This window comes from Nocardia sp. SSK8 (genome assembly GCF_037034205.1).
Classification (GTDB): Bacteria; Actinomycetota; Actinomycetes; order Mycobacteriales; family Mycobacteriaceae; genus Nocardia.
Genome location: NZ_JBAGKD010000005.1, coordinates 392,422 through 418,719 on the forward strand (window position 1 = coordinate 392,422; position 26,298 = coordinate 418,719).

Consider the following 26,298-nt stretch of genomic DNA (forward strand, 5'->3'; position numbering starts at 1 on the left):
GCTCCATGCGGTACCCGTAGCACAGGCTCCGGTTCTTCGGCGCCGTTTTCGGATTGCGGTGAGCGCAACCATGGGCCTGTACCCGGTCGGGCTGCTGGACTGGCCGTCATGGGCACCGAACGTCGGAAATTGAAGACCGTCACGGGCGTCAGCGGGTCGCGGGATGTCTATGCCGCCGCGGTGGATCCGGCTCGGTCCACCCTCGACGAGGCGGTGCGGATCGCCCGGATCGCCGAGGACAACAAGATCGGCGCGCTGTTCGCGGCGGATCTGCTCAGTTTCGGGGCGCAGGGCGCGATCGGCGCCCAGGAACCGCTCATCCAGCTGGCCGCGCTGAGCTCCGTCACCACCCATGTCGGCCTGATCGCCACTGTCACCACCACCTTCCACCACCCCTACAACCTGGCCAGGCTGTTCGGCACGCTCGACCACATCAGCAACGGCCGGGCCGCTTGGAACGCGGTGACCTCCTCGCTCGGCGAGGAGAACTACAGCGACCAGGAGCTGCCCAGCCCGGAGGAGCGTTACGCCCGCGCCACCGAATCGCTGGAGGTCGTCAACGCACTGTTCGACAGCTGGCGGCCCGGTGCGCTACAGCCCGACGGCAAGGGTGGCGCGATCCTCGACGACTCGCTCGTGCGGCCGATCGACTTTGCGGGACAGCACTTCTCGGTACGCGGTCCGCTGAACATCCCGACGCTGCCGCAGGGCAGGCCGGTGCAGTTCCAGGCCGGGCAGTCCGCGGGCGGCATCGAACTCGGCGCCCGCTTCGCCGAAGTGGTCTTCACCTCGTTGCCGACCCTCGAGGACGCGATCACCTACACGAAGAAGGTTCGTGCCCGGGTGGCCGAACTCGGTCGGCCCGAGGGTCTTCCGCTGATCTTCAGCTCCTTCCACGCCACCTACGGCGCCACCGAGGCCGAGGCGCGCAGGCTGGTCCGCGAGGCCGCTGAGGCCACCGACTTCGACGCTGGCCGCAGGCAATTGGCCGATATGCTCGGCGGTCGGATCGACCTCACCGAGCTACCACTGGACAAGCCCATCCCGGAAACACTGCTGCCGCAGCTGGATTCGGTCCACCGCCGCCGCGGCCGGGTGGAGATCTTCGGCAAGCTCGCCGCGTCCGGCGCGACCCTGCGCGAGCTGGTCATCGCCGCGAAGGACACCGGCCACTGGGCTGCCGCGGGCACCCCCGAACAGCTAGCCGACGCCATCGAGGAGCGTTACCGGGCCAATGTGCTCGACGTGATCGCCGTCGGCGGCCTCATCGACGACCGCACCCGCGACTTCGTCGTCAACGGTCTGCTGCCCGAACTGCGCCGCCGCCACCTGCTCGACACCGACTACCTGGGCGGAACCTACCGGGAGAATCTCGAACTGCCCGCCCTCGGCTGAGCGCGGTTCGGAACGGCACCTCGGCGCGCGGCGATCCGGTCGCGGGCGCGCGTCCGGACAGCGTCCGGCGGAACTCGATCGCGAGCGGGCGGGCTCGCGGCGCGGCGGGCAGGTCGATGGCAACGCGCGCCGCGCTGGGTTGCGCGAACGGAGTGTCCGATGGATTCTGAACGGGTATAACCGACTCGAGACAACTTTCGGCAAACACGTCCGGCGAGTGAAGGGGCCCGTAGTGCACATCACCGAACCGGCTATCCAGGTGCTCGGCTTCACTCCGGTAATCCCCGCTGCCGCAGGGTATTTGGCGCGCAAGGGCGTCTGCCGGTCATTGCGTGGATGGTCGTACGCGCCACTGCTGGGCCGACTCGTCGCCGCGATCGTGTGGGGTTGCGGTGCGGCGGCGTCGCTGACGGCATTCGGCATCCCGGTAGCGATCACCGTTCCCATCGCCGCGACCGTGCTGACGGTCGTGGTTCTCGGCCTGGCGACCGCCTTCGCGGGCGGACTGATCCGGCCCGCGCCCGTCTCGGCGCCGCGCCCGTCCCTGCTCGTCGGCGGGTGAACCGGTCGGCGCGGATCGGGCCTACCGGAACGCGTCGGTGCCGGTGAGCGCCTTGCCGATGACCAGCTGATGCACCTCGGCGGTGCCCTCGTAGGTGAGCACCGACTCCAGATTGTTCGCGTGCCGCAGCACCGGGTAGTCCAGCGTGATCCCGTTGGCGCCCAGGATGGTCCGGCATTCCCGGGCGATGGCGATGGCCTCGCGGGTGCTGTTGAGCTTGCCCGCGCTGATCTGCTCGCCGGTGATCTCGTGCCGGTCCTTCAACCGGCCCAGGTGCAGCGCGAGCAGCTGACCCTTGCCCAGCTCCAGCGCCATATCGGCGAGCTTGGCCTGGGTGAGCTGGTATCCGGCCAGCGGCTTGTCGAACACCTCGCGGGTGCGGGTGTAGTCGATGGTGGCGCTCAGGCAGTCGCGGGCCGCGCCCAGCGCGCCGAAGACGATGCCGAAGCGGGCCTCGCTCAGACAGGCCAGCGGGGCGCTCAGGCCGCGCGAGCCGGGCAGTACGGCGTCGGCGGGCAGGCGTACGTCGTCGAAATCCAGTGCGGCGGTGAGGGACGCGCGCAGCGAGAGCTTGCGGTGCAGCTCGCGGGTGGTGAAACCGGGAGTGCCCGTGGGGACCAGGAAGCCGCGCACCCGCGGCTTGTCGTCGCCGGGCTCCTCGGCATAGGCCCACACCACGGCCACATCGGCGACCGAGCCGTTGGTGATCCACATCTTGGAGCCGTTGAGGATCCAGTCGTCGCCGTCGCGGCGGGCGCGGGTGCGCATGCCGCCGGGGTTGGAGCCGAAGTCGGGTTCGGTGAGCCCGAAGCAGCCGATCAGCTCACCGGCCGCCATGGCGGGCAGGTACTGCTGCTTCTGCTCCTCGGAGCCGTAGAAGTGGATGGCCGACATGGCCAGCGAGCCCTGCACCGACACCATGCTGCGCACGCCGGAATCGACCGCCTCGAGCTCCTGGCAGGCCAGCCCGTAGGCGGTGGCCGAGGACCCCGCGCAGCCGTAGCCCTCGAGGTGCATGCCGAGCAGGCCGAGCTTGCCCAGCTCCGGGGCGATCTCGCGGGCCGGGAAGGTGCCCTGCTCGAACCAGTCGGCCACGTGCGGGCGCAGCCTGCGCTCACCGAATCGCGCCACCGTGTCGCGGATTTCGCGCTCCTCCGAGGAGAGCAGTGGGTCGATTGCGAACAGTTCCTCGACAGTCACCATGGCGTCAGCCTAACCCCAGCGTGCCGGGCGAATCCGGCACATCGGGCCCGCCCGCACCCCCGCACACCGCGCCGGAACGGGCCAACTAGTCTGGGGCCATGAGTGAGCTGGGATTCTCGACCAGGGCCATCCACGCCGGATATGAACCCGATCCTCAGACCGGCGCGGTGAACGTGCCGATCTACGCGAGCTCGACCTTCGCCCAGGACGGCGTGGGCGGGATGCGCGGCGGCTACGAGTACGCGCGCACCGGCAACCCCACGCGCACCGCCCTGGAAGCCAACCTCGCCGCTCTCGAATCGGGCACCTACGGCCGCGCCTTCGCCTCGGGCATGGCGGCCACCGACTGCGCGCTGCGCGCGGTGCTGCGCCCCGGCGACCACATCGTCATCCCGGACGACGCCTACGGCGGCACCTTCCGCCTCATCGACAAGGTCTTCAGCCAGTGGGGCATCGAGCACTCGCCCGCCCACATCGCCGACCTGGACGCGGTGCGCGCGGCCATCCGCCCCAACACCAAGCTGGTCTGGGTCGAGACGCCGACCAACCCGCTGCTGAGCATCGGTGACATCCCCGCGCTCGCCGATATCGCGCACGAGGCCGACGCCAAGCTGGTCGTCGACAACACCTTCGCCACCCCGTACCTGCAGCAGCCGCTGCTGCTGGGCGCCGACATCGTGCTGCACTCCACCACCAAGTACCTCGGTGGACACTCCGATGTGGTCGGTGGCGCGCTGATCACCAACAGCAAGGAACTCGACACGGCGTTCGCGTTCCTGCAGAACGGCGCGGGCGCGGTGCCCGGCCCATTCGACGCCTTCCTCACCCTACGCGGCATCAAGACCCTGGCCGTGCGGATGGAGAAGCACTGCGACAACGCCGAGGTGATCGCGGAGTTCCTCACCAACCACCCGGCCATCTCCCAGGTGATCTACCCGGGCCTGCCGACGCACCCCGGCTACGAGATCGCGCAGAAGCAGATGCGCCGCCGCGGCGGCATGATCTCGGTGCGCCTGGCCGGTGGCCGCGACGCGGCGCTGAAGTTCTGCTCACGCACCCGCATCTTCACCCTGGCCGAATCGCTGGGCGGTATCGAATCGCTCATCGAGCACCCCGGCGCCATGACCCACGCCAGCACCGAGGGTTCGGAGCTGGAGGTGCCCGCCGATCTGGTGCGGCTCTCGGTCGGCATCGAGGACATCAGCGATCTGCTCGCCGATGTCGAGCAGGCTTTGAGCTGAGACGGAGCCCCCGGAAATGACGAAGCGCCCGCATCCGATGTTCGGATGCGGGCGCTCGCGTTCGGGTTCTACACGTGCGGGCTCAGCGCGGCCGGGCTCAGCTGTGGTACGGCTCCGCGCTGACCAAGGTCACCTTCATGGTGTTGCCGTTGGGCAGCGTGTACTCGCGGGTCTCGCCGACCTTGGCGTCGATCAGCGCGCCACCCAGCGGGGAGTTGGGCGAGTAGGTCTCGAGATCGGTGGCGCCGAGGCCCTCTTCGCGGGTCGCGATGAGGAAGGTCTCGGTATCGTCTTCGTCGCCGTCGTAGTAGACGGTGACGACCGAGCCCGGGAGGGCCACACCGGACTTGGTGGGGGCGACGCCGACCTTGGCGTTGTTCAGCAGCTCCTGCAGCTGGCGGATGCGCGCCTCCTGCTGGCCCTGCTCCTCACGCGCGGCGTGGTAGCCGCCGTTCTCCTTGAGGTCGCCCTCTTCGCGACGCTCGTTGATCTCGGCGGCAATGACCGGACGATTGGCAATGAGCGAGTCCAGCTCGCCCTTGAGCCTGTCGTGCGACTCCTGGGTAAGCCAGGTCACATTCTCGGTCATCTCGATCACTCCCTAGTAGTTGTTCCCGGCGGACCGGGATTCCCTGAAACCGGCGCGTGCCCAACGATCACGAGGGCATGCGCCAGCCCGACGGCTGGAGCGATCCTGGGGTAGAACCCGAAACCCGGAAACAGCACCGCTGGCCGCCAATGCAGCAAACACGGCTCCGAGCCCCGGAACCGTGTATCAGCCCATTTTAGCATGTCTCATAAATATGCAGGTCAGGCCGGGCGGAGCGGGTTCAGGGCACGCGCAGATAGGCCGGAACCTGTTCGGTGCAGCCGTAGATGTCACCGGCCGAGGCGCGCGCGGAGGACTTGACCGTGGTGGTCACCTGAACGCTGGTGTACTCCGATCCGGGCACCAGCACCTCGCGCCTGCCGACCTCGGCGCCGTCGCGATCCATCGCCCGCACGAAGCACACGACGTCGCGCTGGGGCTCGTCGCGGGTGACCTTCATCCGTACCTCGAGGGTGGCGTCGTCGACCACCACGTAGCCGAGTTGCTCGGTCTCGATCGCCTTCGGGCCGTATTTCTGGAAGCCCAGGTAGGCCACTCCGAGCCCCGCGACCACCACGCCGACGCCGAGCAGGACCATCAGCCACAGGCGACGCGCCGGTGGCTTCGCGCCGTAACGGTCGGCGTGTCGGGCGGCCGCGGCGGCCGGGTTCGCCGCGGAGTCCGGTGCGGGCTCGCTCATCGGTTTCTCGCTCCCGGGGGTGGTCGGAACAAACGGGGGGTCGGATGGAACTATAGGGAACGAAGTTCTGACACCCGCGAGCGAGAGCGATGGTGAACGAGACGTGAGTGGCCTTCGCCTCATGGCTGTGCACGCCCACCCCGACGACGAATCGAGCAAGGGCGCCGCGACCACGGCACGCTACGCCGCCGAGGGCGTCGATGTGCTGGTCGTGACGTTGACCGGTGGTGAGCGCGGCAGCATCCTCAACCCGGCCATGGACACCCCCGGGGTCCTGGACCGGATCGAGGAAGTGCGCCGCGAGGAGATGGCGGCGGCCGCGCACGCGCTGGGCGTGCGCCAGCAGTGGCTCGGCTTCGTCGACTCGGGGCTGCCCGAGGGCGACCCGCTGCCGCCGCTGCCCGAGGGCTGTTTCGCGCTGGTGCCGCTCGAGGAGTCCACCGAGGCGCTGGTGCGGGTCGTGCGCGAGTTCCGCCCGCACGTGATCACCACCTACGACGAGAACGGTGGCTACCCGCACCCCGACCACATCCGCTGCCACGAGGTGTCGATGGCGGCCTACGAGGCGGCGGGCGATCCGGAGCGGTTCCCCGGCACGGGGGAGCCGTGGACGCCGCTGAAGCTGTACTACGACCACGGTTTCTCGATGAAGCGGCTGGAGGCCTTCGCCGACGAGTACGAGCGCATGGGCGAGCCGTTCCCGCTGCAGGAGTGGCTGGACCGGATGCGCGCCTACAAGCGCGACGACGCCTGGGCTCGGGTCACCACCCAGATCGAGTGCTCGAAATATTTCCCCCAGCGTGACGACGCCCTGCGCGCGCACGCGACCCAGATCGATCCCAACGGGGCGTTCTTCGCGATCCCGCTGGAATTGCAGCAGCGGCTCTGGCCGACCGAGGAGTTCGAATTGGCCAAGACGAGAGTGTCCACCGCCATCCCGGAGACCGACCTGTTCGCCGGTATCGAGGACGCCGACCGGTGATGTTGGCTCTTCTCGCACAGAACACCCCCACCGGCCCCGAGTTCGGCAAGGCCTCGCCGCTTGGTCTGCTGATCGTGCTGATCCTGCTGGCGGGCACGGTGCTGCTGGTCCGCTCGATGAACAAGCACCTCAAGGGCCTGCCCGAGACCTTCGAGCCCGAGCATCCGGAACCGGATCAGAAGGCCGACGAGGGCACCGAGCCCGGCGTGATTCCCGCCGAGAACGAGAGCACCGACCCGCCGAAACCCGCGACCTAGCCCGCCTGGGCGAAGTCGGTCACCAGCTCACCGATGATGTCGCGGGCGGCGGTGGCGTGTTCGGTGAGCGCGCGCGGCGCCCCGCTGACGCTCAGCTCGATCATGGTGTTCATCAGGCCGAACAGGACGACGAGCTGACGTAGCGCAGCCCGCCGCTCCGACGAGGTCATCTCCATGCCAGTGCCATCGTGGTTGTCGCGTCAAGTGTTTCGGCTACCAGTCGATCAGGTCGAGTTCGTGCAGGTGCTTGAAGACCAGCATCGAGCCCGGGGCGACGTGGTCCATGGCGGCGTACTCGCTGACGGTGAAGTAGCGGAATTCGGCGATCTCGCCGGTGGCGTGCGGTTCGCCGGTGAGGTCGGCCAGGAAACAGGTCATGTGCAGGCCGGTGTTGCTGGCGTGGCCGTAGGCCTCGGCCTCGAAGATGCCGAGTTCGGCGACATCGGCCAGCCCGACGCCCAGTTCTTCCTCGATCTCGCGATGTAGTGCCTCTAACGGAGTCTCGCCGGGATCGATCTTGCCGCCCGCCATGTAGAAGACCTCTTTGCCTTCCGGGCGCGTCTGGATCAGCCTGCGGTCGCGGACATGGGCGAGGGCGGCGGTGCGGATCATGGCATCACTCTAGGGTGTCTGAGTCAGCCCGGGCTATCGGTGTGGCCGTGCGGGTTTCGTCTTTCAGTGCCACGCCGGAGTGACCCAATGCGCGGGCACCGGCGACCAGGCCCGCGATCACGCGGGCGGCGTCGGCGTAGGTGAGACCGCCCGGCGGATGGATATTGGAGACGCAATTGCGTTCGGCGTCGGTGCGGCCGGGGCGGGGGTCGTGGGTGAGGTAGATGCCGAGGCTGTCGGCTACCGAGAGGCCGGGACGTTCGCCGATGAGGACCAGCACGGTGCGCACGCCGAGGGCCGCGCCGATGTGGTCGCCCAGGGCGACGCGGGCCTGGGTCGCGACGACCGGGGGCGCGAGGGTGTAGCGGTCGGCGAATTCGTCGGCGAGGACGGCGAGCAGTCCGGCGGCATGGTCGGTGAGGGCACGCGCGGACAGGCCGTCGGCGAGGACGATGCCGATATCGGCGTCGTGGCGCCCGAGGCCGGACAGGTCGGCGGGCAGCCTGCCGAGGTCGGGTCTGCGCAGGTACTCGGAGCGGTCGGCGGCGCGGCTGGTCACCGTCACCGGGGTGCCCAGGCCCATACTCGCGATCTGCGCGGTGAAGATCTCCACATCGAGGGGGACGTGCACCGCGTCGCGGGCGGCGGCGTGGGCGGTGCGCAGGGTGAGGACGTCGGTGGTCGGGAGGGCGTCGCCGGTGCGGCCCAGGCCGATCCGGGCTTGGGTGGTTCGCCGCAGCGCCGTCCAGAAGTCGTCGGCGGGGTCCACCGGGCGGGATCCCGGCGGTGGCTGTCCGATGCGGGTCGCATCCGCACGGGAAATCGGGTGTTTCCCCGCGGATCCATCGACTTCGGACGGAGTTTCGTCCGGACCGGCCGAGGCGGTGATCGTCGGTGCGGCAGCGTGATTCGGTGTGCGGCTGCGCGCTGTCGGCCCGGTGCTCATCGGGTTCCCGTCAAGGCGTGCAGGGGTGAGGACAACGGTGGTACCCGGCGCATCCGGCCGTGCGAGTCGAGCAGGTCGAGACCGATCAGCCAGGACTCGAATTCCGGTGCGGGACGGAGGTTTCCGATACTGCGGGCATAGAGGGCGTCGTGGAAGCTCAGGCTCTGGTAGCCGAGCATCACGTCGTCGGCGCCGGGCACCGTGATGACGAAGGCGCAGCCCGCGGCGACCAGCAGGGTGAGCAGGGTGTCCATATCGTCGGAGTCGGCCTCGGCGTGATTGGTGTAGCAGATGTCCACGCCCATCGGCAGGCCGAGCAGTTTGCCGCAGAAGTGGTCTTCGAGTCCGGCGCGGATGATCTGCTTGCCGTCGTAGAGGTATTCGGGGCCGATGAAACCGACCACGGTGTTGACCAAGAGCGGCTGGAGGTCGCGGGCCACCGCGTAGGCGCGGGCTTCCAGGGTCTGCTGGTCGACCGGTCGATCACCCACGCCCAGATGGGCATTCGCGCTCAGCGCCGAGCCCTGCCCGGTCTCCAGATACATCACGTTCTCGCCGACGGTGCCGCGCCGCAGCGAGCGACCTGCCTCGTTGCCCTCGCGCAGCAGCGAGATGTTCACGCCGAAACCGGTATTGGCGCCCTCGGTGCCCGCGACGGACTGGAACACCAGGTCCACCGGGGCGCCCGCCTCGATCAGCCCGATGGTGGTGGTGACGTGGGAGAGCACGCACGACTGGGTGGGGATGGCGAAACGCAGGCGCACGTCGTCGAGCAGGCGCAGCAGATCGGCGGTGGCGCCGGGGGAGTCGGTGGCGGGGTTGATGCCGATCACCGCGTCGCCGCAGCCCAGCAGCAGTCCGTCGAGGGTGGCGGCGGCGATGCCGCGCGGGTCGTCGGTGGGGTGGTTGGGTTGCAGGCGGGTGCTCAATCGGCCGGGCAGGCCGATGGTGGTGCGGAAGCCGGCGGTCACCACGGCCGATCTGGCGACGGTGATCAGGTCCTGATTGCGCATGATCTTGCTGACCGCCGCCACCATCTCCGGTGTCAGCCCGGGTGACACGGCGGCCAGCGTCGCGGCCGCGTCCGTGGTGGCCGCGACCGCGAGCAGCCAGTCGCGTAGTCCGCCGACGGTGAGGTGCGCGATCGGGGCGAAGGCGTGCCGGTCATGGTTGTCGATGATCAGGCGGGTGACCTCGTCGGTCTCGTAGGGCACCAGCATTTCGTCGAGGAAGGTGGTCAGCGGCACGTCGGCGAGTGCCCACTGCGCGGCGGCGCGTTCGGCGTCGGTGGCGGCCGCGCACCCGGCGAGCTGGTCGCCGCTGCGCAGCGGGGTGGCCTTGGCCAGCAGGTCGACCAGGCCGTCGAAGGTGTGGGTGGTGACACCCACAGAGCTGCGGTACACGGTCATCGGGCGCCGTCTCCTTTCGCGGATTTCGGGTGCTCGCCCGGCAGCGAGCGGGCCGCTGCCGGGCATGCCGGTGCGGCTACTCCAAGTCGTGTTCGGCTTTCGCCAGGATCGCGAACTCCTCATCGGGCGACTTCGCGACCAGGTGCTTGCGACTGTAGAGGCCGAAGTAGGCCAGGAAGGCGCAGAAGACACCGAGGGTGAACAGTGCCGCCTTCGGGTCGACCAGGAAGGTCGCCGCCACCGACACCGCCGCGACGACCAGCGCGAACGAGGTGGTCGCGATGCCGCCGGGGGTGCGGTACGGGCGCGGCATGTGCGGTTCGCGCACCCGCAGCACGATGTGGCTCACCATCATCAGCACGTAGCTCAGTGCCGCGCCGAACACGGCCATGTTCAGCAGCATCGCGCCCTCGCCGGTGAGGGACAGGCCGAAGCCGATCACGCCGGGCACGATCAGCGCGAGCACGGGGGCCTTGCGGGAGTTGGTGACCGAGAGGTTGGTCGGCAGGTAGCCCGCGCGGGAGAGCGCGAAGGTCTGGCGTGAGTAGGCGTAGACGATGGAGAAGAAGCTGGCGACCAGCCCGGCCAGGCCGATGTAGTTGACCACCTTGGCCGCCGGGCTGTCGCCCAGGGCTTGCACCAGCGGGTTACCCGAGGACGACGCGTCGTGGGCGCCGAGCGCGCCGGTCACCAGGAACAGCACCACCGCGCCGGTGACCACCAGCAGCAGCATGGCGACGATGATGCCCTTGGGCACATTCCGGGCCGGATCGCTGGCCTCCTCGGCGGCCAGCGGCACGCCTTCGACGGCGAGGAAGAACCAGATCGCGAACGGGATCGCGGCCCAGATGCCCAGATATCCGAAGGGCAGGAAGGCCGAGGCGCCGGTGGCATCGGCATCGGGCGCGATATCGGTCAGATTGGCCGCGTCGAACTTCCCGATGGCCGCGACGGCGAAGACCACCAGACCGACCAGCGCGATCCCGGTGATCACGAACATCGCCTTGAGCGCCTCACCCGCGCCACCCAGATGGATGCCGATGAACAGCGCGTACACCGCCAGATACACCCACCAGCCGTCGGTGATCCCGAACAGGTTCAGCGATTCCATGTAGGCGCCGATGAAGGTGGCGATGGCGGCGGGGGCGATGGCGTACTCGATGAGAATGGCTGTGCCGGTGGCGAATCCGCCCCACGGGCCGAGCGCGCGGCGGGCGAAGGTATAGCCGCCGCCCGCCGCCGGGAGCGCCGAGGACAGTTCGGCCATGCCGAGGACCATGGCCAGATACATCGCGGCGATGATGACCGAGGCGATCAGCAAGCCGCCGAATCCGCCTTCGGCCAGGCCGAAATTCCAGCCGGAGTAGTCACCGGAGATCACGTAGCTCACGCCGAGACCGGCGAGCAGCACCCAGCCCGCCGAACCGGAGCGCAGGGTGCGTTTGGCGAGATAGTCGTCGGCGGGTGTCGCCGTAGCCGTGGTGGGAATCGCGTCGGTACTCACAGGAAAGCTCCTCATCAACAAACAAGCGCGTAGCGACGGCAACGGTGATCGTCGAGGGTTGAAGAATGGTTGATGACTGTTACGGCCGTGGATCCCACAGGTCAGCGGCGCGTATCGAGCGCCGCCGACCTGCGGAAACGGTGTGCTCGCTGGTGTTTCACATCACTGCGGGACGGTGTCACCGGTCGGTGGCGGGGGCTGGGATTCCAGCGTGGCCACCTCGTCGTCGGTGAGCAGGCGCGAGCGGATCAGAAACCGCACGCCCTCGGGGGCTTCCAGCGAGAAACCGCCGCCCCGGCCGGGTACCACGTCGACGGTGAGATGGGTGTGCTTCCAGTATTCGAACTGGTCGGCGCTCATCCAGAACGGGGTGTCGCCCGGCAGATACCCCAGCAGCACGTCCGATGCACCCACGCGGAATTCGCCGCGCGGGTAGCACATCGGGGAGCTGCCGTCGCAGCACCCACCGGACTGGTGGAACATGACCGGGCCGTGCTGCCCGGTCAGGTCCCGCAGCAGCGCCGCCGCCTGTTCGGTGAGGTCGACGCGCCGCACCATCAGAAGAAGCCGAGCTTCTGCGGCGAGTAGCTGACCAGCAGGTTCTTGGTCTGCTGGTAGTGCTCGAGCATCATCTTGTGGTTCTCGCGGCCGATGCCGGACTTCTTGTACCCGCCGAAGGCCGCGTGCGCGGGATAGGCGTGGTAGCAGTTGGTCCACACCCGGCCCGCCTTGATCCCGCGTCCCAGGCGGTAGGCGGTGTTCATATCGCGCGTCCACACGCCCGCGCCGAGGCCGTAGAGGGTGTCGTTGGCGATCGAGAGCGCTTCCTCGGTGGTGTCGAAGGTGGTCACCGCGACGACGGGGCCGAAGATCTCCTCCTGGAACACGCGCATGTCGTTGCGGCCCTTGAAGATCGTCGGCTCGATGTAGAAGCCGCCGTCCAGCCCGTCCACGCCGCGGACCGCGCCGCCGGTGAGCACCTCGGCGCCTTCCTTCTTGCCGATGTCGATGTAGGACAGGATCTTCTCGAACTGGTCGTTGCTGGCCTGCGCGCCGATCATGGTCGCCTCGTCGAGCGGATTCCCGCTGACGATCGCCTTGGTGCGCTCGAGGCAGCGGGCCATGAACTCGTCGTAGATCGACGACGCGATCAGCGCGCGCGAGGGACACGTGCACACCTCGCCCTGGTTCAGCGCGAACATCACGAAACCCTCGATCGCCTTGTCGAGGAAGTCGTCGTCGGCGGCCATCACATCGGGCAGGAAGATATTGGGGCTCTTGCCACCCAGCTCCAGGGTGACCGGGATGATGTTCTCGCTCGCGTACTGCATGATCAACCGGCCCGTGGTGGTCTCGCCGGTGAAGGCGACCTTGGCCACCCGCGGGCTCGACGCCAGCGGCTTGCCCGCCTCCACGCCGAAACCGTTGACCACATTGAGCACACCCGGCGGCAGCAGATCGGCGATGAGCTCGACGACCTTCATGATCGACGCCGGGGTCTGTTCGGCGGGCTTGAGCACCACCGCGTTGCCCGCGGCCAGCGCGGGCGCCAGCTTCCAGGTGGCCATCAGGATCGGGAAGTTCCACGGAATGATCTGGGCGACAACGCCGAGCGGCTCGTGGAAGTGGTAGGCGATGGTGTCGGCGTCGACCTCGCTGATGCCGCCCTCCTGCGCGCGCAGCACGCCCGCGAAGTAGCGGAAGTGGTCGACGGCCAGCGGCAGGTCGGCGGCCAGGGTCTCGCGGACCGGCTTGCCGTTGTCCCAGGTCTCGGCGACGGCGAGGGCCTCGAGATTGGCCTCGATCCGGTCGGCGATCTTGTTGATGATGTTCGCGCGTTCGGCCGGGGCGGTCTCGCCCCAGGCGGGCGCGGCGCGGTGGGCGGCGTCGAGGGCGAGCTCCACATCGGCGGCCGACGAGCGGGCGATCTCGCAGAACGGCTGCCCGTCGACCGGGGAGGTGTTCTCGAAGTACCGGCCCTCCACCGGCGGAACCCACTTGCCATCGATGAAGTTGTCGTAGCGCTTGGCGTAGCTGACGACGCTGCCCTCGGTGCCCGGCTTGGCGTAGATCATGTGCGGTGGCTCCTCGCTGACTGGCGATGAATCGTGACGCCCATCACTATCCGCCTTCCGGGTTGAGGAAAGGTTGAACGTGACCGATCAGGCCTGGCAGCGGCCGATCCGGGCCAGCGGCACGGCTCGGCGCGCGTCGCCGGGGGCGAGCAGGGCCAGGGCGTGTTCGTGCACGGCGAGGTCGTCCGGGGTGGCCTCGCCGTAGCTCAGGGCGTGGTGGGCGTGCGGGCTGGCGAGCACGGCGGTGCGCAGGGCCACCGCGAGGTAGTCGCGCCATTCGTTGATGCCCGGGGTGTCCGAATCCGGCAGCAGCGGACCGCGATACAGCCGCACGGCGGTGTCGAGGTCACCGGTTTCCAGCGCGCGCAGCACGTCGGCGGCGTCGCAGGTCAGGGCGGTGGTGAAGCGGTAGACGCGGCTGGTGATCTCGCCGCCGGTCGCGCGGCGCAGATACGACATCTCCGATTTGAGGGTGCTCGCGCCGACCGCCCGATCGCCGTAGACGGCGTAGTGCAGGCGCTCGTGGGTGTAGCCGTCCGGGTCCAGGGCGAGCAGGGTGAGGATCTCGAGGTGGCGTGGGCGCAGACGGATCGGGGTGCCGTCGCGCACCAGTCGTCCGGTGCCCAGGCAGCTCAGCCGCATCCCGCTCGCGACCGGCAGCGTCGACTCGATCGCGGCGACCATGGTGCGCACGGTGGCCATGGCCAGCGGATGCGAGCGCTGCCAGGTGGTCGACAGGTCGAGCACGCCGAGCAGGGTGCCGTCGGCGGCGCGGATCGGCGCGCAGTAACAGACCCAGCCGTGCAGCGCCGCCACGAGATGCTCGGCGGAGAACACGGTGTGCGGGCGGTCGGTGCGCAGCGCCAGCGACAGCGCGTTGGTGCCCATGTGCGCCTCGTCCCAGCGTCCGCCCGGCGCGAAGTTCACCTGCTCGGCGCGTCGGCGCATGACCGGCCCGCCGCAGGTCCACAGAATGGTGCCGCCCGCGTCGGTCACCGCCGCCACATACCCCGCGTCCTCGGCCACACTGTGCAACTGCTCGCCCAATGCGGTCACCGGCCCCCGCAACGGCGACCGTGCCCACTCCACCCCCACCTCACCGGCACTCTCCGGCGCCGCCCCCAACCCCGGATCCACCGTCACCAACGACCGCACCCACGACTGCGCCACCTCATGACGCACCGCGGAACTCCGCCCCACCCCCGCCCTACCCGCCGGTATCCACTGGGCCCACTCCCGCTCCAGCGCTGCGCGCTGTTCCGAAAGGCTCAGCTGCGATGCCATCAACGGTCTCGCGTCTTCCTGTTCGCGGGTGTCCTGCACCCATCATGCCTCAGCCGATCCTGCTCAGCGGCGCTTTCCCGGCAGTCCTCGCATGCGGCCTCGGCTGCTCCGGCCCGCTGTCCGGAATCATGGTGTGGGGCATCGGTTTCGAGAACCGGACCGGCCCGGCGGTCGACGCCGGGGGAGGGGGAGGATCACGGATGGTTCCACGTGCTCGGTTTCCGGCGCTGTCGATCGGGGCCGACTTCCGGCGACTCTGGCTCGCGCAAGCATTGTCCTCGTTCGGCGAATACCTGTTCGCTGGCACGAGCGTTGTATGGGTCGCGACGAGCCTGTTCCCGGACAGCCCGCGCCTGCCCGCCCTGGTGGGTGCGGTCGTTCTGGCGGCAGCCGTGCCGCGGATCGTCGTCGGCCCGCTGGCGGGCGTCTACGCGGACCGATGGTGTGCTCGGCGAACAATGATCGTGAACGACTGCCTCCGGGCCGGGTTGTTCACGCTGCTGCTGGGTGCCGTCCAGGTCATCCGGTTGACCGAGGTTCAGATCTATGCGGCCATTCTGGTGTGCATCGTCGTCTCCGAGACGAGTGCGCAGTTCTTCAACCCTGCCAGAGCGGCGGTCATGCACGTGGCCATCCCCGAGGACCGGCGCGTCGATGCCGCGAGTATGTCGATGTTCTCCCTGACCGGAGTCGCCATCATCGCCGCCGCGGCCGGGCCGGCCCTGTTCGGGATCTTCGGCGCGACGGTGGCCATTTCCGTCTGTGTGGTCATGTATTCCGCGTCGGGTGTCATGGTCGTCCGATCGGGTGATCACTATCAGCCCGCCCGGGTAGCCGGGAATAGGTTCTGGCGTGACTTCACGGAGGGAGTTCGTGCGACCTGGCGCACGCCGTCGTTGCGGATTGTCGTGATCGGGGCGTGCTTGTACGGCGTCTCGATGGGCATCAACAATTCCGTCCTCGCGCTGTTCGGGATGAAGACCCTGGATCTGAGCGCGGCCCGATACGGATTGCTGGCGATGATGTTCCCGGTCGGCAATATGGTCAGTGCGGTTCTGGGTCCGCGGCTCATTCAGCGGATCGGTGTGGACCGTGCCTATCCGGCCGCGTTGTCGGCTCTCGGTCTCGGCTATCTCGTGTACGCGTGCGCCGGTGGTCTGGTGACCGCCTGCGTGCTGATGCTGGCATGCGGGGTCATCTTCTCGATCTACATCATGTGCCAAGGCCCGATTGTGCAGGCCGCGGTCCCCGAGGGGTATATGGGCCGGATCAGTGCTGTGCTCGGCCCGGTGGTGTCGATCGCGGCCGCGGTATCGACGCTGTGCGCGTCGCAGGCGTTGTCCTTCGCCGGTGCCCGCGGGGTCGTCGTCGGCGAGGGTGGCTGGGACGATCCGTATCGTCTGCTGATCATGTCCGGCGCCGCGTTCCTGCTGATCGGCGGCGGTGGCATGGCTTACGCGCAGGCGCGTCGGGACACGGTGAGGGGAGTAGCGGACGGTGTGACCAGCACCGGTCGGGCGTGAGGTTGTGCTGTGCGCGGCGGTATCTAGAGTGGCGGTATGAACCGGTTGGGTGGCGCGACTTCGCCGTATCTTCGTCAGCACGCCGACAACCCGGTGCATTGGCAGGAGTGGGGTGCCGATGCGCTGGCCGAGGCGGGGCGGCGGGATGTGCCGATTCTCTTGTCGATCGGGTACGCGTCGTGTCATTGGTGTCATGTGATGGCGCACGAGTCGTTCGAGGATGTGGCGACGGCGGAGTTGATGAACGCCGATTTCGTGTGTGTGAAGGTGGATCGGGAGGAGCGGCCCGATCTGGACGCGGTGTATATGAATGCCACGGTCGCCATGACCGGGCAGGGTGGGTGGCCGATGACGTGCTTCCTCACGCCGGACGGGGCGCCGTTCTATTGCGGGACCTACTACCCGAAGCAGCCGCGCGGGGGTATGCCGTCGTTCACGCAGTTGCTCACCGCGATCACCGATACCTGGCGTAATCGTCGCGAGGATGTGGACAAGGCGGCCGATCAGGTCACCGAGGCGTTGCGCGCGCAGGCGACGGGGCTGCCCGACGCCGAATTCGCTGTCGTGCCCGAGCTGCTCGACAAGGCGGTGCTCGCGATCGCCGCCGATGAGGACCGGCAGCACGGCGGTTTCGGTGGGGCGCCGAAGTTTCCGCCGTCGGCGCTGCTGGAAGGACTGCTGCGGCACTGGGAGCGCACCGGTGACCAGGCGGTGTTCGAGCTGGTCGAGCGCACCGCCGAGGCGATGGCGCGCGGCGGCATCTACGACCAGCTGCGCGGCGGTTTCGCGCGCTACGCCGTCGACACCGCCTGGCTGATCCCACATTTCGAGAAGATGCTCTACGACAACGCGCTGCTGCTGCGCGCCTATGCGCACCTCGCGCGGCGCGTGCCCGCGACGCCGCTGGAATCCCTGCCGCACCGGGTCGCCCGCGAGACGGTGGAATTCCTGCTCGCCGATCTCGGGACCGCCGAGGGCGGTTTCGCCTCCGCGCTCGACGCCGACACCCACCTCGAACCGGGAGGTCCCGGGGTGGAGGGCGCCACCTATGTGTGGACACCGAGCGAGCTGATCGGGGAGCTCGGACCGCTCGACGGGGTCTGGGCCGCCGAGGCTTTCGGTGTCACCACGGCCGGGAACTTCGAGCAGGGCACCTCGGTGCTCACCCGCCGCAGCGATCCGGTGGACAGCGAGCAGTCGGCGCGCTTCGACCGGTTGCGCGCGCAGCTCTCCCGGGTGCGCGCGGCCCGGCCACAGCCCGACCGGGACGACAAGGTGGTCACCGCCTGGAACGGCATGGCGGTCACCGCGCTCGCCGAAGCCGGTGCGGCACTGGAGGAACCGTCGTGGATCGCCGCCGCCGTGCGCTGCGGGCGGTTCCTGCTCGACGTGCATCTCGTCGACGGGAGATTGCGCCGCGCCTCGCTCGACGGGGTGGTCGGCGCGCCGACCGGCGTGCTGGAGGACTACGCGTGGTGCGGCACCGGCCTGCTCGCGCTGTATCAGGCCACCGGCGAACCCGATTGGCTCGCCGCCGCGCAGCTCGTGCTCGACGCCGCCATCACCCACTTCGCCGACCCCGACCGCCCCGGCAGCTGGTTCGACACCGCCGACGACGCCGAAACCCTGGTCGCCCGCCCCCGCGACCCGATCGACGGCGCCACCCCCTCGGGCACCTCGGTCCTCGCCGAGGCCCTGCTCACCGCCTCCGCCGTCGCCGACCCCGAGAACGCCGTCCGCTACCGCGAACTCGCCGACCACACCCTGGCGCGCGGCGCCGTCCTGCTCGCCCGCGCCCCCCGCACCGCGGGCCACTGGCTCGCGGTCGCCGAAGCCGCCGTCCGCGGCCCGCTCCAGATCGCCATCGCCGCCACCGAGAAATCCTCGGCCGCGACGGAACTCCTCGCGACTGCCCGCGCCGCCGCCCCGGGCGGCTCGATCGTCCTCGCCGCGCCACCGGACACGGCGCCCTTGCTGGCCGACCGCCCGCTGGTGAACGGCACCCCAGCCGCCTACGTCTGCCGAGGCTCGGTCTGCGACCTCCCGGTCACCGACCCGGCCGACCTGGCGGCGGCGCTGCAGCGATAGCCCGCTGCGGTCTATCCGGCCGCCCGGTCGGTCAGCGACTCGGTCGGCCTGGCGGTGTGCTCCGGCGCGAGTCCGCTGCGGTCGGCCCGCGATTCGGTCGGTCCGGCCGCGGTGCTCCAGCGACGGCGCTGCCGTCGGTCCGGTCCGTCGGTATTCCGGCCCGCGTCGGTGGTGGACCGCTTTCAGCGCACCGGCGGCAGGTCCGTCCAGGTGCGGGTGCGGCCGGGGATGCCGCGGAGGCGGAGGTCCTTGTAGCGCTTCCATTTGGCGCGTTCGGCGGGGGTGGCGGCCTGGAAGACGGCGTCGCTGACGAGGATGCGGCGGGGGGCTTCCTTGGCGACGGTGGTGAGGCGGGCGGCCTCGTTGACGGCGTCGCCGATGACGGTGAACTCCAGGCGGGTGTCGGCGCCCACGTCACCGGCGAACACCTGACCGCGGGCCACGCCGATGCCGATGTCGAGCTCGCCGGTGGCGACCACCTCGTCGCGGATGCGGCGGGCCGCGCGCAGGGCGGGGGTGGCGTCGTCGGGCAGGGCCGAGGGGGCGCCGAAGATGCAGAGCGCGGCGTCGCCCGCGAACTTGTTGACCAGGCCGCCGTTGTCCTCGGTGGCGGCTACGACGGTGGCCAGCAGCCGGTTGAGCTTGTGCACGAACTCGACCGGCGCCATCTCGGCCGAGAGCTGCACCGAGCCCGTCACGTCGACGAACAGCGCCGAGACGATCCGCACGTCACCGGTGAGATCGGTGCTGCCCGCCAGCGCCCGCTCGGCCACTGTGGAACCGACGTGCCTGCCGAAGACGTCCTCGGTGTGCAGCTGGTCGCGCAGTGTCGCCGCCAGCTCGTTGACCGAATGTTCCAGCCGCCCGATCTCGCTGGTGCTGCCCACCGGCACCCGCACATCGAGCTCACCGCGGGTGATCCGGTCCAGCGCCCGGTACATCGCGCGCATGGGCGTGGCCACCGAGCGGGCCAGCAGCCCGGTGGCCAGCGCGCCGACCGCCAGCGCCACGATCGAGAACAGCCAGGCCGCCCGCACCCGGTCCGAGGCGGGCGTGGAGCGGTCGCTGAGCACCACGATGATGATCAGCCCCGGCAGCGCGCCGGAGACCGCCCAGGTGACCAGCACACGCACCAGCACCGTGGAGGTCGGATGCACGGTCGGCCCGAGCACCGCCGCCACGATCGGCACGGCGGGCCGGATCAGCCGGTCCAGGATCAGATAGCCCACGCCTGCCGCCTCGAGCGCGCCGAGGGCGAAGCCCGACAGCAGCACCGGCACATTGTGGTAGTCGGTGTAGTGGTCCACCAGCCACACGGTGAGCAGGATGCCGGGCGTCCACAGCGCGATGGCGCGCACGGTGATGGCCGCGGGCAGCCGGACCAGCGCGCGCGCCTCGTCCGGGGTGGGTTTGCGATTGTCGTCGAGCCAGCGCAGGTAGCGGCGCCGATCCCAGAGCGCGATCCCGACGCCCGCGGTGAGCGCGACGGCCGGGTAGATCATGATCGCGATCGCGGCGCCGTGCCAGTCCGTGCCGACACGGGTGAACACCCCGCCCGCCCAGGAGATCAGGAAGATGGCGGCCAGGCCGACCATATTGGCCGTGATGACGACCAGGGCCAGCCCCACATAGGACTGCAGCGCCCAGCGGACCAGCCGTTCGAACACGCGGCCCAGTGCGGCGCCCCGGGACGCCGTCATATCGCGCGCTGCGCTGACGGGTGACACGACTGTCGAGCATAGAAGGCGCGCGGGCGGGCGATGCGCGCACGCGCCGGTTTCAGCCGAGTACGACCAGCCAGATGGCCAGGTAGTGGCACATCGCGGCGAGCACCGTCGCGGCGTGGAAGAACTCGTGATGACCGAAGTCGGGCCACGGATTGGGCCATTTGGTCGCGTAGAGCACCGCCCCCACGCTGTAGATCACCCCGCCGATCGCGAGCAGCACCAGCGGCAGCACCCCCACATTGCGCAGCAGTTCCGGTGCGACCGGCACGATCGCCCAGCCCAGCAGCAGATACAGCGGCACGCCCACCCAGCGGGGCGCGGTGGGCCACAACAGCTTCAGCGCCACCCCGGCCAGCGCCCCTACCCACACCACGATCAGCAGCGTGCGCCCGGTCGGCCCGGGCAGCCCGAGCAGCGCGAAGGGCGTGTAGCTCCCGGCGATGAACAGGAAGATCATCGAGTGGTCGGCGCGCTTCATCCGCACCCGCGCCCGCACGCTGTGCCAGGTCACCCGGTGATACACCGCGCTGATGCCGAACAGCGCGCACACCGAGATCCCGTAGACCAGCGTCGACCAGCCCGCCGTCGCCGACACCCCGAAGCCGTAGGTCACCAGCACCGCGACGGCCACGGCCGCGATCCCCACCGCCCAGGTGTGGATCCAGCCCCGAAACCGCGGCTTGACCAGCGCGACCGGCACGCCGGACACCCGCACACCCTCCACATGGACCTCCAGAAACCCGAACCTACGGAACCGTAGGTTACGTCGCCACGGTACGGCAGAACCCGCCGCGACCACCACAAAGGTGCCCACCACCACACCCGGCCACGCGGGTCGGCGGCCCGGCCCGCGCCCAGGCGTAGGGTGCTGACGGTGGAGTTACTCGGTCGGTTACGTGGGCTGCCCTACCGCATCTACGAAACCAGACTGTCCAAGCAGCTGGCCGGTAGGCAGCATCCCCGCCACGTCGCCGTCATGTGCGACGGCAATCGCCGCTGGGCCAGGGAGAACGGGTTCACCGATGTCAGCCACGGGCACCGGGTGGGCGCGCTCAAGATCGCCGAGCTGGTCGGCTGGTGTGCCGACGAGGGCATCGAGATGGTCACCGTCTACCTGCTCTCCACCGAGAACCTGCGCCGCGATCCCGACGAGCTGGAGACCCTGTTCGAGGTGATCACCGATGTGGTGGAGGAGCTGTCGGCGCCGGAGCAGAACTGGAGCGTGCGGATCGTCGGCTCGCTGGCCGGTTTCCCGGAGCTGATCGCCAAGCGGCTGCGGGTGGCCGCGGAGCGCACGAGCGGTCGTGACGGGGTGCACGTGAATGTCGCGGTGGGCTACGGCGGCCGCCAGGAGATCACCGACGCGGTGCGCTCGCTGGTGCGCACCGAGATCGCCGCGGGCGAGTCGGGCGAGGATCTGGTGCAGGCGATCACCGTCGACGCGATCGGCCAGAACCTCTACACCTCCGGGCAACCCGACCCGGATCTGGTCATCAGAACCTCTGGTGAGCAGCGGCTTTCGGGATTCCTGTTGTGGCAGAGCGCCTATTCGGAGATCTGGTTCACCGAGGCGTACTGGCCGGAGTTCCGCCGCGTCGACTTCCTGCGCGCGCTACGGGATTACGCCGCGCGGCACCGTCGTTTCGGCGTGTGATGTCGGTGGGGTCGCGTACTCTGCGGCCAGTGGAACCGGAACAGCCTTCTTACATCAGCTATGAGGAATTCGGTAGGCGTTTCCTGGAATACGCCGTCTCCGAGCAGCGCATCGCCGACGCGTTCGGTGAACTCACCGGCGCCGCTTTCGATTTCGGGCCGATCGGGGTGGGGCCCGGTCGGCTGGCCAAGGTCACCGCGGGAGTGGAGCTGGGGCAGCCGCGCATCCTCCGCTTCATCGACGCCCATATCTCCTTCGAGCTCACCATCCCGCTGCACGTGGATCTGGTGGTCGATCTCGCCGTGGACCGCTCGCGGTTCCGCGTCGACGGCACCGTGCATCTGCACCTGACCGCGCGCACCGCCGACCCGCTGCGGGTGGTCATCGATATCGCCGAGCCGCGCTCGGGGGACGTGCGGATCAATGTCGCCAGCGCCACCAAGCGCGGGCAGCTGCTGCGGGTGCTGGCCAGCGTCGACCACGAGATCCGCCGCTTCGTCGCCCGCTACATCGCCGAGGAGATCCGCAAGCCCGAGATCGCCGCGGTGCGCAATATCGACGTGGCGACCAGGCTCGACGCGGCCTGGAAGTTGTAGCCGAGTACCCCTGCTCCGGCCCCGGCGCGGGCTAGGCTGCCGCGAGAAGCGGGCCGCGACGACACGCGTAAGGGGTGACTGGTGGGAAGTGCGACCAAGGCAGGGGCGGGCTGGCGCCTGGCGGTGTTCGGGGTGGTGACGGGCGCGGTGGCGCTCGTGGCGGGCTGCGGCACCGCCGGGGAACCCACCCCGCCCCGGCTGACCCCGGCCGAGGAACAGGCGGCGAACGGGCCGGTGTTCGCCTACCGCACCGAGGGCGAGCTGGTGGTGGTCCGCGGCGCGGGCACCCTGCGCGCGCCGGGCAGCTTCGGCTACTCCTCGGCCGCGGTGGGCTTCACCCGCGACGGCCGCTACGCCTTCGCGGTGGAGACCACGAGCCGGACGCTGGTGGCGGTGGGGGTGCGCGACGGCTCGGTCTCGCGGATCGAATGCGACTGCACCGACGTGGCCGCCCTGCGCGGCTCGGTGGTCGGCTGGTGGCGCGATCCGGGCCAGGTGATGAGCATGGACCTGGCCGACACCACGCCCGCCGCACCGGAACGCGAGGTGGAATTGCCCTCCTCGCCGAGCCCGCTGTCGGGCGGGTCGTGGGACGGGGCCCGGCTGGTCGCCGCCACCGTCGACTACCTGCTGGTGGCCCGGGTCGAATCGCGCGGGCTGTGGTGGGAGAAGAGCCACCTGTACGCCATCGGCGCCGACGCCATCCTGCCGCTGGGCCGGGTCCCCGGGATCGACGCGGGGCTGGCGGCCGCCGCGGGCCCGGACGGGCACACCTTCGTGCTGGCGGGGGCCACCGCGCGCAGCGCGTCCTGCGGCATCGGCCATGTCGCGACCATCGACGTCACCACCAACGAGGTGCAGGAGCTGCCGGAACTGCCCGGCGAGTGCTCGGCCGCGTACAGCCCGCGCTGGGGTGCGGGCGGCACCATCACTGTCGCCACCCGTAAGTGGGCCGATGTGCCCGGCGCGCCCGGCACGGTCGACCGGTTGCAGTCGGCCGCGCAGGGCTGGGCGCCGGTCGGCGAGTATCCGGTGGTCGACATGCTGCCGCGCGACCAGGAGGCGATCATCGAGGTGGTCGCCGGGGAACCCACCGACGCGCGCGACACCCCGCGCGGCGTGCTCGTCGTGCAGCGGGGCGGCGCGCGGTCGGAACTGGCGACGCAGGTGGTCTCGCTGGGCGCGCCGACCGCCTGAGCACGGTCGGGCCCGGCGTATTCGTGCATTGCGCCCACAGCCGTTCGAAATATCGAACCACGCGCGGGCGATCGCACGATGACGCCGGACCTCCGCTCAGAGCTTGCGCAGGCGCAGCCGGTTGATGGTGTGGTCGGAGTCCTTGCGCAGCACCAGGGTCGCGCGCGGGCGGGTCGGCAGGATGTTCTCCACCAGGTTGGGGCGGTTGGTGGAGTGCCAGATGTCGCGCGCCGCCGCGGTCGCCTGTTCGTCGCTGAAACCGGCATAGTGGTGGAAGTGCGCGTCGGGGTCGGCGAAGCCGGTCTTGCGCAGGGCGAGAAAGCGCTGCACGTACCAGTTCTCGATGTCCTCGATGCGCGCGTCGACGTAGATGGAGAAGTCGAACAGGTCCGAGACCATCAGCCGGGGACCGGTCTGCAGCACATTGAGACCCTCGACGATGAGGATGTCGGGCTGGCGCACACAGTGCTGCTCGTGCGGCACGATGTCGTAGGAGACGTGCGAATACACCGGCGCGCAGGCCACTTCCGCGCCCGACTTCACCTCGGTGACGAACCGCAGCAGCTTGCGCCGGTCGTAGCTCTCCGGGAAACCCTTGCGGTGCATGATGCCTCGCCGGGTGAGTTCGGCGGTGGGGTAGAGGAATCCGTCGGTGGTCACCAGGTCGACGCGCGGATGGTGGTCCCAGCGGGCCAGCAGCGCTTGCAGCACGCGCGCGGTGGTCGACTTGCCGACCGCCACGCTGCCCGCCACGCCGATCACGAACGGCACCTGCTTGTCGGGATGCTTCTCCCCGAGGAACGTCGCCGTCGCGGCGAACAGCCGCTGCCGGGCCGCGACCTGCAGGTGGATCAACCGGGCCAGCGGCAGGTAGACCTCGGCCACTTCCTCCAGATCGATCTGCTCGCCGAGACCACGTAGGCCGGTCAGTTCCTCCTCGGTCAACACCAGGGGAGTCGACTTGCGCAGGGTGCGCCACTGCTTCCGGTCGAACTCCACATACGGGCTCGGCTCGCTGATCCGTGCCACCTACCCGACGCTCCGTCCGGGCGCGTCCGCACAGCTGGGCTGCCCGTCGAGTGAGATCCGGGATAACTCTGACCGCATAGCGCGATTGTGCTCCGTATCGGCCATCCGCGCGCAACAGGGGGTTTGGCTACTGGTCGGTAACGAGTAACAACCCCGAGGTAGGACCCGCTTTTCCGATTCACCCCGTAAGGTCGTTCCGTATGGGGTCATTTCCACTCGTCACTGAATACCTGCGCCTCGGACTGGCTTTCGACCGGCTCGAAGAAGGCTTCGTCGACGCCTACACCGGCGACCCGCAGCTGCGCCGCGACAGCGAGAACGCGCCCGCGCCCGAACCCGCCGAGCTGGTCCGCCGCGCCGTCGAGCTGCGCGCGGCCCTGCCCGAGGCCGGGCTCTCGGCGCGGCGCACCGAGTTCCTCGACGCCCACCTGGTGGCGATGGAGTGCTCGGCGCGCAAGTTCGCCGGTGAGCGGATCGGCTTCGTCGACGAGGTGCGCGCGTACTTCGACGTCGACATCGCCCCCGGCGACCCCGACGACTACCGCGAGGCGCACCGCCTGATGGACGAGGTCCTCGGCGGCGACGGACCCCTCGCCGAGCGCGCGGCCGCCTACCGGCGCGGCGACGAGATCCCGCCGGAGAAGCTGGCCACCTGCGTCGAGGCGTTCTCCAGCGCGCTGCGCGAGCGGGTCCGCGAGCGCTACCCGCTGCCCGACCACGAGACCGTCACCTACGAGGTCGTCGGCGACAAGCCGTGGTCCGGATTCAACTACTACCTGGGCGATTTCCACTCCACGGTCGCCATCAACTCCGACCTCAAGCAGCACATGGCCCACCTGCCCTCGCTCATCGCGCACGAGGCCTACCCCGGTCATCACACCGAGCACTGCCGCAAGGAGGCCGGGCTGGTCGCGGCGGGCGAGCAGGAGCAGACGCTGTTCCTGGTGAACACCCCGCAGTGCCTGATGGCCGAGGGGCTGGCGGATCTGGCGCTGCGGTCGATCATCGGCCCGGGCTGGGGCGCCTGGGCGCAGGAGATCTATGCGGATCTGGGGCTGCGTTTCGACGGGGAACGCGCCGAGCGTTTCGCGACCGCCTCGGCCAAACTGCTGAGCGTGCGCCAGGACGCGGCGCTGCTGCTGCACGACCAGCACCGCGGCGAGGACGAGGTGGCCGCGTTCCTGCAGCGCTGGAGCCTGGCCACGCCGGAGCGGGCGCGTCAGTCGCTGCGTTTTCTTTCCTCGCCGCTGTGGCGCGCCTATATCAGCACGTATGTCGAGGGCTACCGGCTGCTGGGCGGCTGGCTCGACGGCGCGGTGGACGCCCAGGACCGGGTCGAGCGGTTCGGCCGCTTGCTCGACGAGCCGCTCACGCCGGGCGCGATCCGGCGGATGGGAACCGCGTCGGTGGGTTAGGCGATGACGGCGCAACCCTCGCCGGAGGACAGGGAGCACAGCAGCTGTGAGAGCGTCAGCAGCAGCGCTTCGATCGGGTTCGACGGGGCGATGGCGGGTGTCACGGGCAGTGTGTTCATACCTGTGTGATCGGTCACCCGGGTCGCGGGTGTTACCGCGCCCGCTCAGCGGTGCCGAGCGCCGGGCACGGCTGTGAACTGTGTCTCTTGCCAGGTGGGCGGGCCGACGTTCGGCGATCCCCGTGCTCGGGTGCCCGCGCGCGGGCCATAGACTGAGGGTCGTGACGCAGACGACCGCTTCGGTGAATACC

26 protein-coding genes are annotated in these 26,298 nt (G+C 69.6%); 11 read left to right on the plus strand and 15 right to left on the minus strand.

Annotated elements, in window-relative coordinates; genetic code table 11:
- Positions 1 to 108: 108 nt before the first annotated feature.
- A complete protein-coding gene (locus WA675_RS13030) occupies positions 109 to 1,395 on the plus strand; it encodes an NtaA/DmoA family FMN-dependent monooxygenase (protein ID WP_336084502.1) in 1,287 nt (428 codons plus the stop codon).
- Between the two features lie 232 nt (positions 1,396 to 1,627).
- Positions 1,628 to 1,957 (plus strand): hypothetical protein, encoded by a 330-nt coding sequence (locus WA675_RS13035; protein ID WP_336084503.1) that lies wholly within the window; start codon positions 1,628 to 1,630, stop codon positions 1,955 to 1,957.
- 21 nt (positions 1,958 to 1,978) lie between these two features.
- On the opposite strand, the gene WA675_RS13040 is transcribed toward WA675_RS13035, so the two are convergent.
- The gene (locus WA675_RS13040; protein ID WP_336084504.1) at positions 1,979 to 3,160 is read right to left on the minus strand and encodes an acyl-CoA dehydrogenase family protein; all 1,182 of its coding nucleotides are present in this window, start codon (positions 3,158 to 3,160) and stop codon (positions 1,979 to 1,981) included.
- Between the two features lie 98 nt (positions 3,161 to 3,258).
- Here WA675_RS13040 and WA675_RS13045 point away from each other — a divergent pair, with 98 nt between their 5' ends.
- Positions 3,259 to 4,401 (plus strand): cystathionine gamma-synthase, encoded by a 1,143-nt coding sequence (locus tag WA675_RS13045; RefSeq protein WP_278261239.1) that lies wholly within the window; start codon positions 3,259 to 3,261, stop codon positions 4,399 to 4,401.
- Positions 4,402 to 4,498: 97 nt separating this feature from the next.
- Here the strand turns inward: WA675_RS13045 and greA are convergent, their stop codons facing one another.
- Both greA and WA675_RS13055 read right to left on the minus strand, forming a co-directional pair.
- On the minus strand, positions 4,499 to 4,990 hold the full coding sequence (gene greA, locus WA675_RS13050; protein ID WP_336084505.1) for a transcription elongation factor GreA: 492 nt from the start codon (positions 4,988 to 4,990) through the stop codon (positions 4,499 to 4,501).
- 241 nt (positions 4,991 to 5,231) lie between these two features.
- Entirely contained in the window at positions 5,232 to 5,690 is a 459-nt protein-coding gene (locus WA675_RS13055) for a DUF4307 domain-containing protein (RefSeq protein WP_336084506.1), read from the minus strand.
- A gap of 121 nt (positions 5,691 to 5,811) precedes the next feature.
- Between WA675_RS13055 and mca the strand changes: the two genes are divergently transcribed.
- Positions 5,812 to 6,672: a mycothiol conjugate amidase Mca gene (gene mca / locus WA675_RS13060; RefSeq protein WP_336084541.1), complete on the plus strand. Its 861-nt coding sequence runs from the start codon at positions 5,812 to 5,814 to the stop codon at positions 6,670 to 6,672.
- Entirely contained in the window at positions 6,672 to 6,929 is a 258-nt protein-coding gene (locus WA675_RS13065; protein ID WP_336084542.1) for a hypothetical protein, read from the plus strand. Before mca ends, WA675_RS13065 begins: the two co-directional genes overlap by 1 nt.
- Here the strand turns inward: WA675_RS13065 and WA675_RS13070 are convergent.
- The 8 genes from WA675_RS13070 to WA675_RS13105 all read right to left on the minus strand — a co-directional run bounded on the left by WA675_RS13070 (position 6,926) and on the right by WA675_RS13105 (position 14,531).
- Positions 6,926 to 7,099 carry a hypothetical protein gene (locus WA675_RS13070; RefSeq protein ID WP_336084507.1) on the minus strand — a complete coding sequence of 58 codons (174 nt, stop codon included), beginning with the start codon at positions 7,097 to 7,099 and terminating at the stop codon, positions 6,926 to 6,928. The genes WA675_RS13065 and WA675_RS13070 overlap by 4 nt on opposite strands.
- A 43-nt stretch (positions 7,100 to 7,142) precedes the next feature.
- On the minus strand, positions 7,143 to 7,541 hold the full coding sequence (locus WA675_RS13075; protein WP_336084508.1) for an NUDIX hydrolase: 399 nt from the start codon (positions 7,539 to 7,541) through the stop codon (positions 7,143 to 7,145).
- 4 nt (positions 7,542 to 7,545) lie between these two features.
- Positions 7,546 to 8,310: an ethanolamine ammonia-lyase subunit EutC gene (gene eutC / locus WA675_RS13080; RefSeq protein WP_336084509.1), complete on the minus strand. Its 765-nt coding sequence runs from the start codon at positions 8,308 to 8,310 to the stop codon at positions 7,546 to 7,548.
- Between the two features lie 173 nt (positions 8,311 to 8,483).
- Entirely contained in the window at positions 8,484 to 9,896 is a 1,413-nt protein-coding gene (locus WA675_RS13085; RefSeq protein ID WP_336084510.1) for an ethanolamine ammonia-lyase subunit EutB, read from the minus strand.
- Between the two features lie 76 nt (positions 9,897 to 9,972).
- A complete protein-coding gene (gene eat, locus WA675_RS13090) occupies positions 9,973 to 11,400 on the minus strand; it encodes an ethanolamine permease (protein ID WP_336084511.1) in 1,428 nt (475 codons plus the stop codon).
- A 162-nt stretch (positions 11,401 to 11,562) separates the two neighbouring features.
- Positions 11,563 to 11,958, minus strand: a complete 396-nt coding sequence (locus tag WA675_RS13095; RefSeq protein ID WP_336084512.1) for a DUF779 domain-containing protein — start codon at positions 11,956 to 11,958, stop codon at positions 11,563 to 11,565.
- Complete coding sequence (adh, locus tag WA675_RS13100; protein ID WP_336084513.1) at positions 11,958 to 13,475, minus strand: aldehyde dehydrogenase; 1,518 nt, start codon at positions 13,473 to 13,475, stop codon at positions 11,958 to 11,960. The genes WA675_RS13095 and adh overlap by 1 nt, the downstream gene beginning before the upstream one ends.
- An 87-nt stretch (positions 13,476 to 13,562) precedes the next feature.
- Positions 13,563 to 14,531, minus strand: a complete 969-nt coding sequence (locus WA675_RS13105) for a transcriptional regulator (RefSeq protein WP_336084514.1) — start codon at positions 14,529 to 14,531, stop codon at positions 13,563 to 13,565.
- Between the two features lie 272 nt (positions 14,532 to 14,803).
- Between WA675_RS13105 and WA675_RS13110 the strand changes: the two genes are divergently transcribed.
- On the plus strand, positions 14,804 to 16,282 hold the full coding sequence (locus WA675_RS13110) for an MFS transporter (RefSeq protein WP_336084515.1): 1,479 nt from the start codon (positions 14,804 to 14,806) through the stop codon (positions 16,280 to 16,282).
- Positions 16,283 to 16,318: 36 nt separating this feature from the next.
- Positions 16,319 to 18,370, plus strand: coding sequence for a thioredoxin domain-containing protein (locus tag WA675_RS13115; protein WP_336084516.1), 2,052 nt, complete (start codon positions 16,319 to 16,321; stop codon positions 18,368 to 18,370).
- A gap of 182 nt (positions 18,371 to 18,552) precedes the next feature.
- Here the strand turns inward: WA675_RS13115 and WA675_RS13120 are convergent, their stop codons facing one another.
- Positions 18,553 to 20,070 carry an adenylate/guanylate cyclase domain-containing protein gene (locus WA675_RS13120; RefSeq protein ID WP_336084517.1) on the minus strand — a complete coding sequence of 506 codons (1,518 nt, stop codon included), beginning with the start codon at positions 20,068 to 20,070 and terminating at the stop codon, positions 18,553 to 18,555.
- Positions 20,071 to 20,149: 79 nt separating this feature from the next.
- Positions 20,150 to 20,812 (minus strand): PAQR family membrane homeostasis protein TrhA, encoded by a 663-nt coding sequence (gene trhA, locus WA675_RS13125; protein ID WP_442945619.1) that lies wholly within the window; start codon positions 20,810 to 20,812, stop codon positions 20,150 to 20,152.
- A 150-nt stretch (positions 20,813 to 20,962) separates the two neighbouring features.
- On the opposite strand from trhA, the gene WA675_RS13130 reads away from it, so the two are divergent.
- The 3 genes from WA675_RS13130 to WA675_RS13140 all read left to right on the plus strand — a co-directional run bounded on the left by WA675_RS13130 (position 20,963) and on the right by WA675_RS13140 (position 23,544).
- Complete coding sequence (locus WA675_RS13130) at positions 20,963 to 21,751, plus strand: isoprenyl transferase (protein ID WP_336084519.1); 789 nt, start codon at positions 20,963 to 20,965, stop codon at positions 21,749 to 21,751.
- A gap of 29 nt (positions 21,752 to 21,780) precedes the next feature.
- The gene (locus WA675_RS13135) at positions 21,781 to 22,347 is read left to right on the plus strand and encodes a hypothetical protein (RefSeq protein WP_336084520.1); all 567 of its coding nucleotides are present in this window, start codon (positions 21,781 to 21,783) and stop codon (positions 22,345 to 22,347) included.
- 81 nt (positions 22,348 to 22,428) lie between these two features.
- Positions 22,429 to 23,544, plus strand: a complete 1,116-nt coding sequence (locus WA675_RS13140) for a hypothetical protein (protein ID WP_336084521.1) — start codon at positions 22,429 to 22,431, stop codon at positions 23,542 to 23,544.
- A gap of 96 nt (positions 23,545 to 23,640) precedes the next feature.
- Here WA675_RS13140 and coaA read toward each other — a convergent pair whose 3' ends face one another.
- On the minus strand, positions 23,641 to 24,573 hold the full coding sequence (gene coaA, locus WA675_RS13145; protein WP_336084522.1) for a type I pantothenate kinase: 933 nt from the start codon (positions 24,571 to 24,573) through the stop codon (positions 23,641 to 23,643).
- Between the two features lie 200 nt (positions 24,574 to 24,773).
- On the opposite strand from coaA, the gene WA675_RS13150 reads away from it, so the two are divergent.
- Positions 24,774 to 25,988 carry a DUF885 domain-containing protein gene (locus WA675_RS13150; protein WP_336084523.1) on the plus strand — a complete coding sequence of 405 codons (1,215 nt, stop codon included), beginning with the start codon at positions 24,774 to 24,776 and terminating at the stop codon, positions 25,986 to 25,988.
- Here WA675_RS13150 and WA675_RS13155 read toward each other — a convergent pair.
- Positions 25,985 to 26,107 carry a hypothetical protein gene (locus WA675_RS13155; RefSeq protein WP_336084524.1) on the minus strand — a complete coding sequence of 41 codons (123 nt, stop codon included), beginning with the start codon at positions 26,105 to 26,107 and terminating at the stop codon, positions 25,985 to 25,987. The two genes, WA675_RS13150 and WA675_RS13155, sit on opposite strands and share 4 nt — an antisense overlap.
- Between the last annotated feature and the right edge of the window lie 191 nt (positions 26,108 to 26,298).

Excerpts from the sequence above, each read along its gene's own strand:
- WA675_RS13030 (WP_336084502.1), top strand. The coding sequence starts at position 109 with ATGGGCACCGAACGTCGGAAATTGAAGACCGTCACGGGCGTCAGCGGG.
- WA675_RS13040 (WP_336084504.1), bottom strand. The coding sequence starts at position 3,160 with ATGGTGACTGTCGAGGAACTGTTCGCAATCGACCCACTGCTCTCCTCG.
- WA675_RS13045 (WP_278261239.1), top strand. The coding sequence starts at position 3,259 with ATGAGTGAGCTGGGATTCTCGACCAGGGCCATCCACGCCGGATATGAA.
- greA (WP_336084505.1), bottom strand. The coding sequence starts at position 4,990 with ATGACCGAGAATGTGACCTGGCTTACCCAGGAGTCGCACGACAGGCTC.
- WA675_RS13055 (WP_336084506.1), bottom strand. The coding sequence starts at position 5,690 with ATGAGCGAGCCCGCACCGGACTCCGCGGCGAACCCGGCCGCCGCGGCC.
- mca (WP_336084541.1), top strand. The coding sequence starts at position 5,812 with ATGGCTGTGCACGCCCACCCCGACGACGAATCGAGCAAGGGCGCCGCG.
- WA675_RS13065 (WP_336084542.1), top strand. The coding sequence starts at position 6,672 with ATGTTGGCTCTTCTCGCACAGAACACCCCCACCGGCCCCGAGTTCGGC.
- WA675_RS13070 (WP_336084507.1), bottom strand. The coding sequence starts at position 7,099 with ATGACCTCGTCGGAGCGGCGGGCTGCGCTACGTCAGCTCGTCGTCCTG.
- WA675_RS13075 (WP_336084508.1), bottom strand. The coding sequence starts at position 7,541 with ATGATCCGCACCGCCGCCCTCGCCCATGTCCGCGACCGCAGGCTGATC.
- WA675_RS13085 (WP_336084510.1), bottom strand. The coding sequence starts at position 9,896 with ATGACCGTGTACCGCAGCTCTGTGGGTGTCACCACCCACACCTTCGAC.
- WA675_RS13095 (WP_336084512.1), bottom strand. The coding sequence starts at position 11,958 with ATGGTGCGGCGCGTCGACCTCACCGAACAGGCGGCGGCGCTGCTGCGG.
- adh (WP_336084513.1), bottom strand. The coding sequence starts at position 13,475 with ATGATCTACGCCAAGCCGGGCACCGAGGGCAGCGTCGTCAGCTACGCC.
- WA675_RS13110 (WP_336084515.1), top strand. The coding sequence starts at position 14,804 with ATGCCTCAGCCGATCCTGCTCAGCGGCGCTTTCCCGGCAGTCCTCGCA.
- WA675_RS13115 (WP_336084516.1), top strand. The coding sequence starts at position 16,319 with ATGAACCGGTTGGGTGGCGCGACTTCGCCGTATCTTCGTCAGCACGCC.
- WA675_RS13120 (WP_336084517.1), bottom strand. The coding sequence starts at position 20,070 with ATGACGGCGTCCCGGGGCGCCGCACTGGGCCGCGTGTTCGAACGGCTG.
- WA675_RS13150 (WP_336084523.1), top strand. The coding sequence starts at position 24,774 with ATGGGGTCATTTCCACTCGTCACTGAATACCTGCGCCTCGGACTGGCT.
- WA675_RS13155 (WP_336084524.1), bottom strand. The coding sequence starts at position 26,107 with ATGAACACACTGCCCGTGACACCCGCCATCGCCCCGTCGAACCCGATC.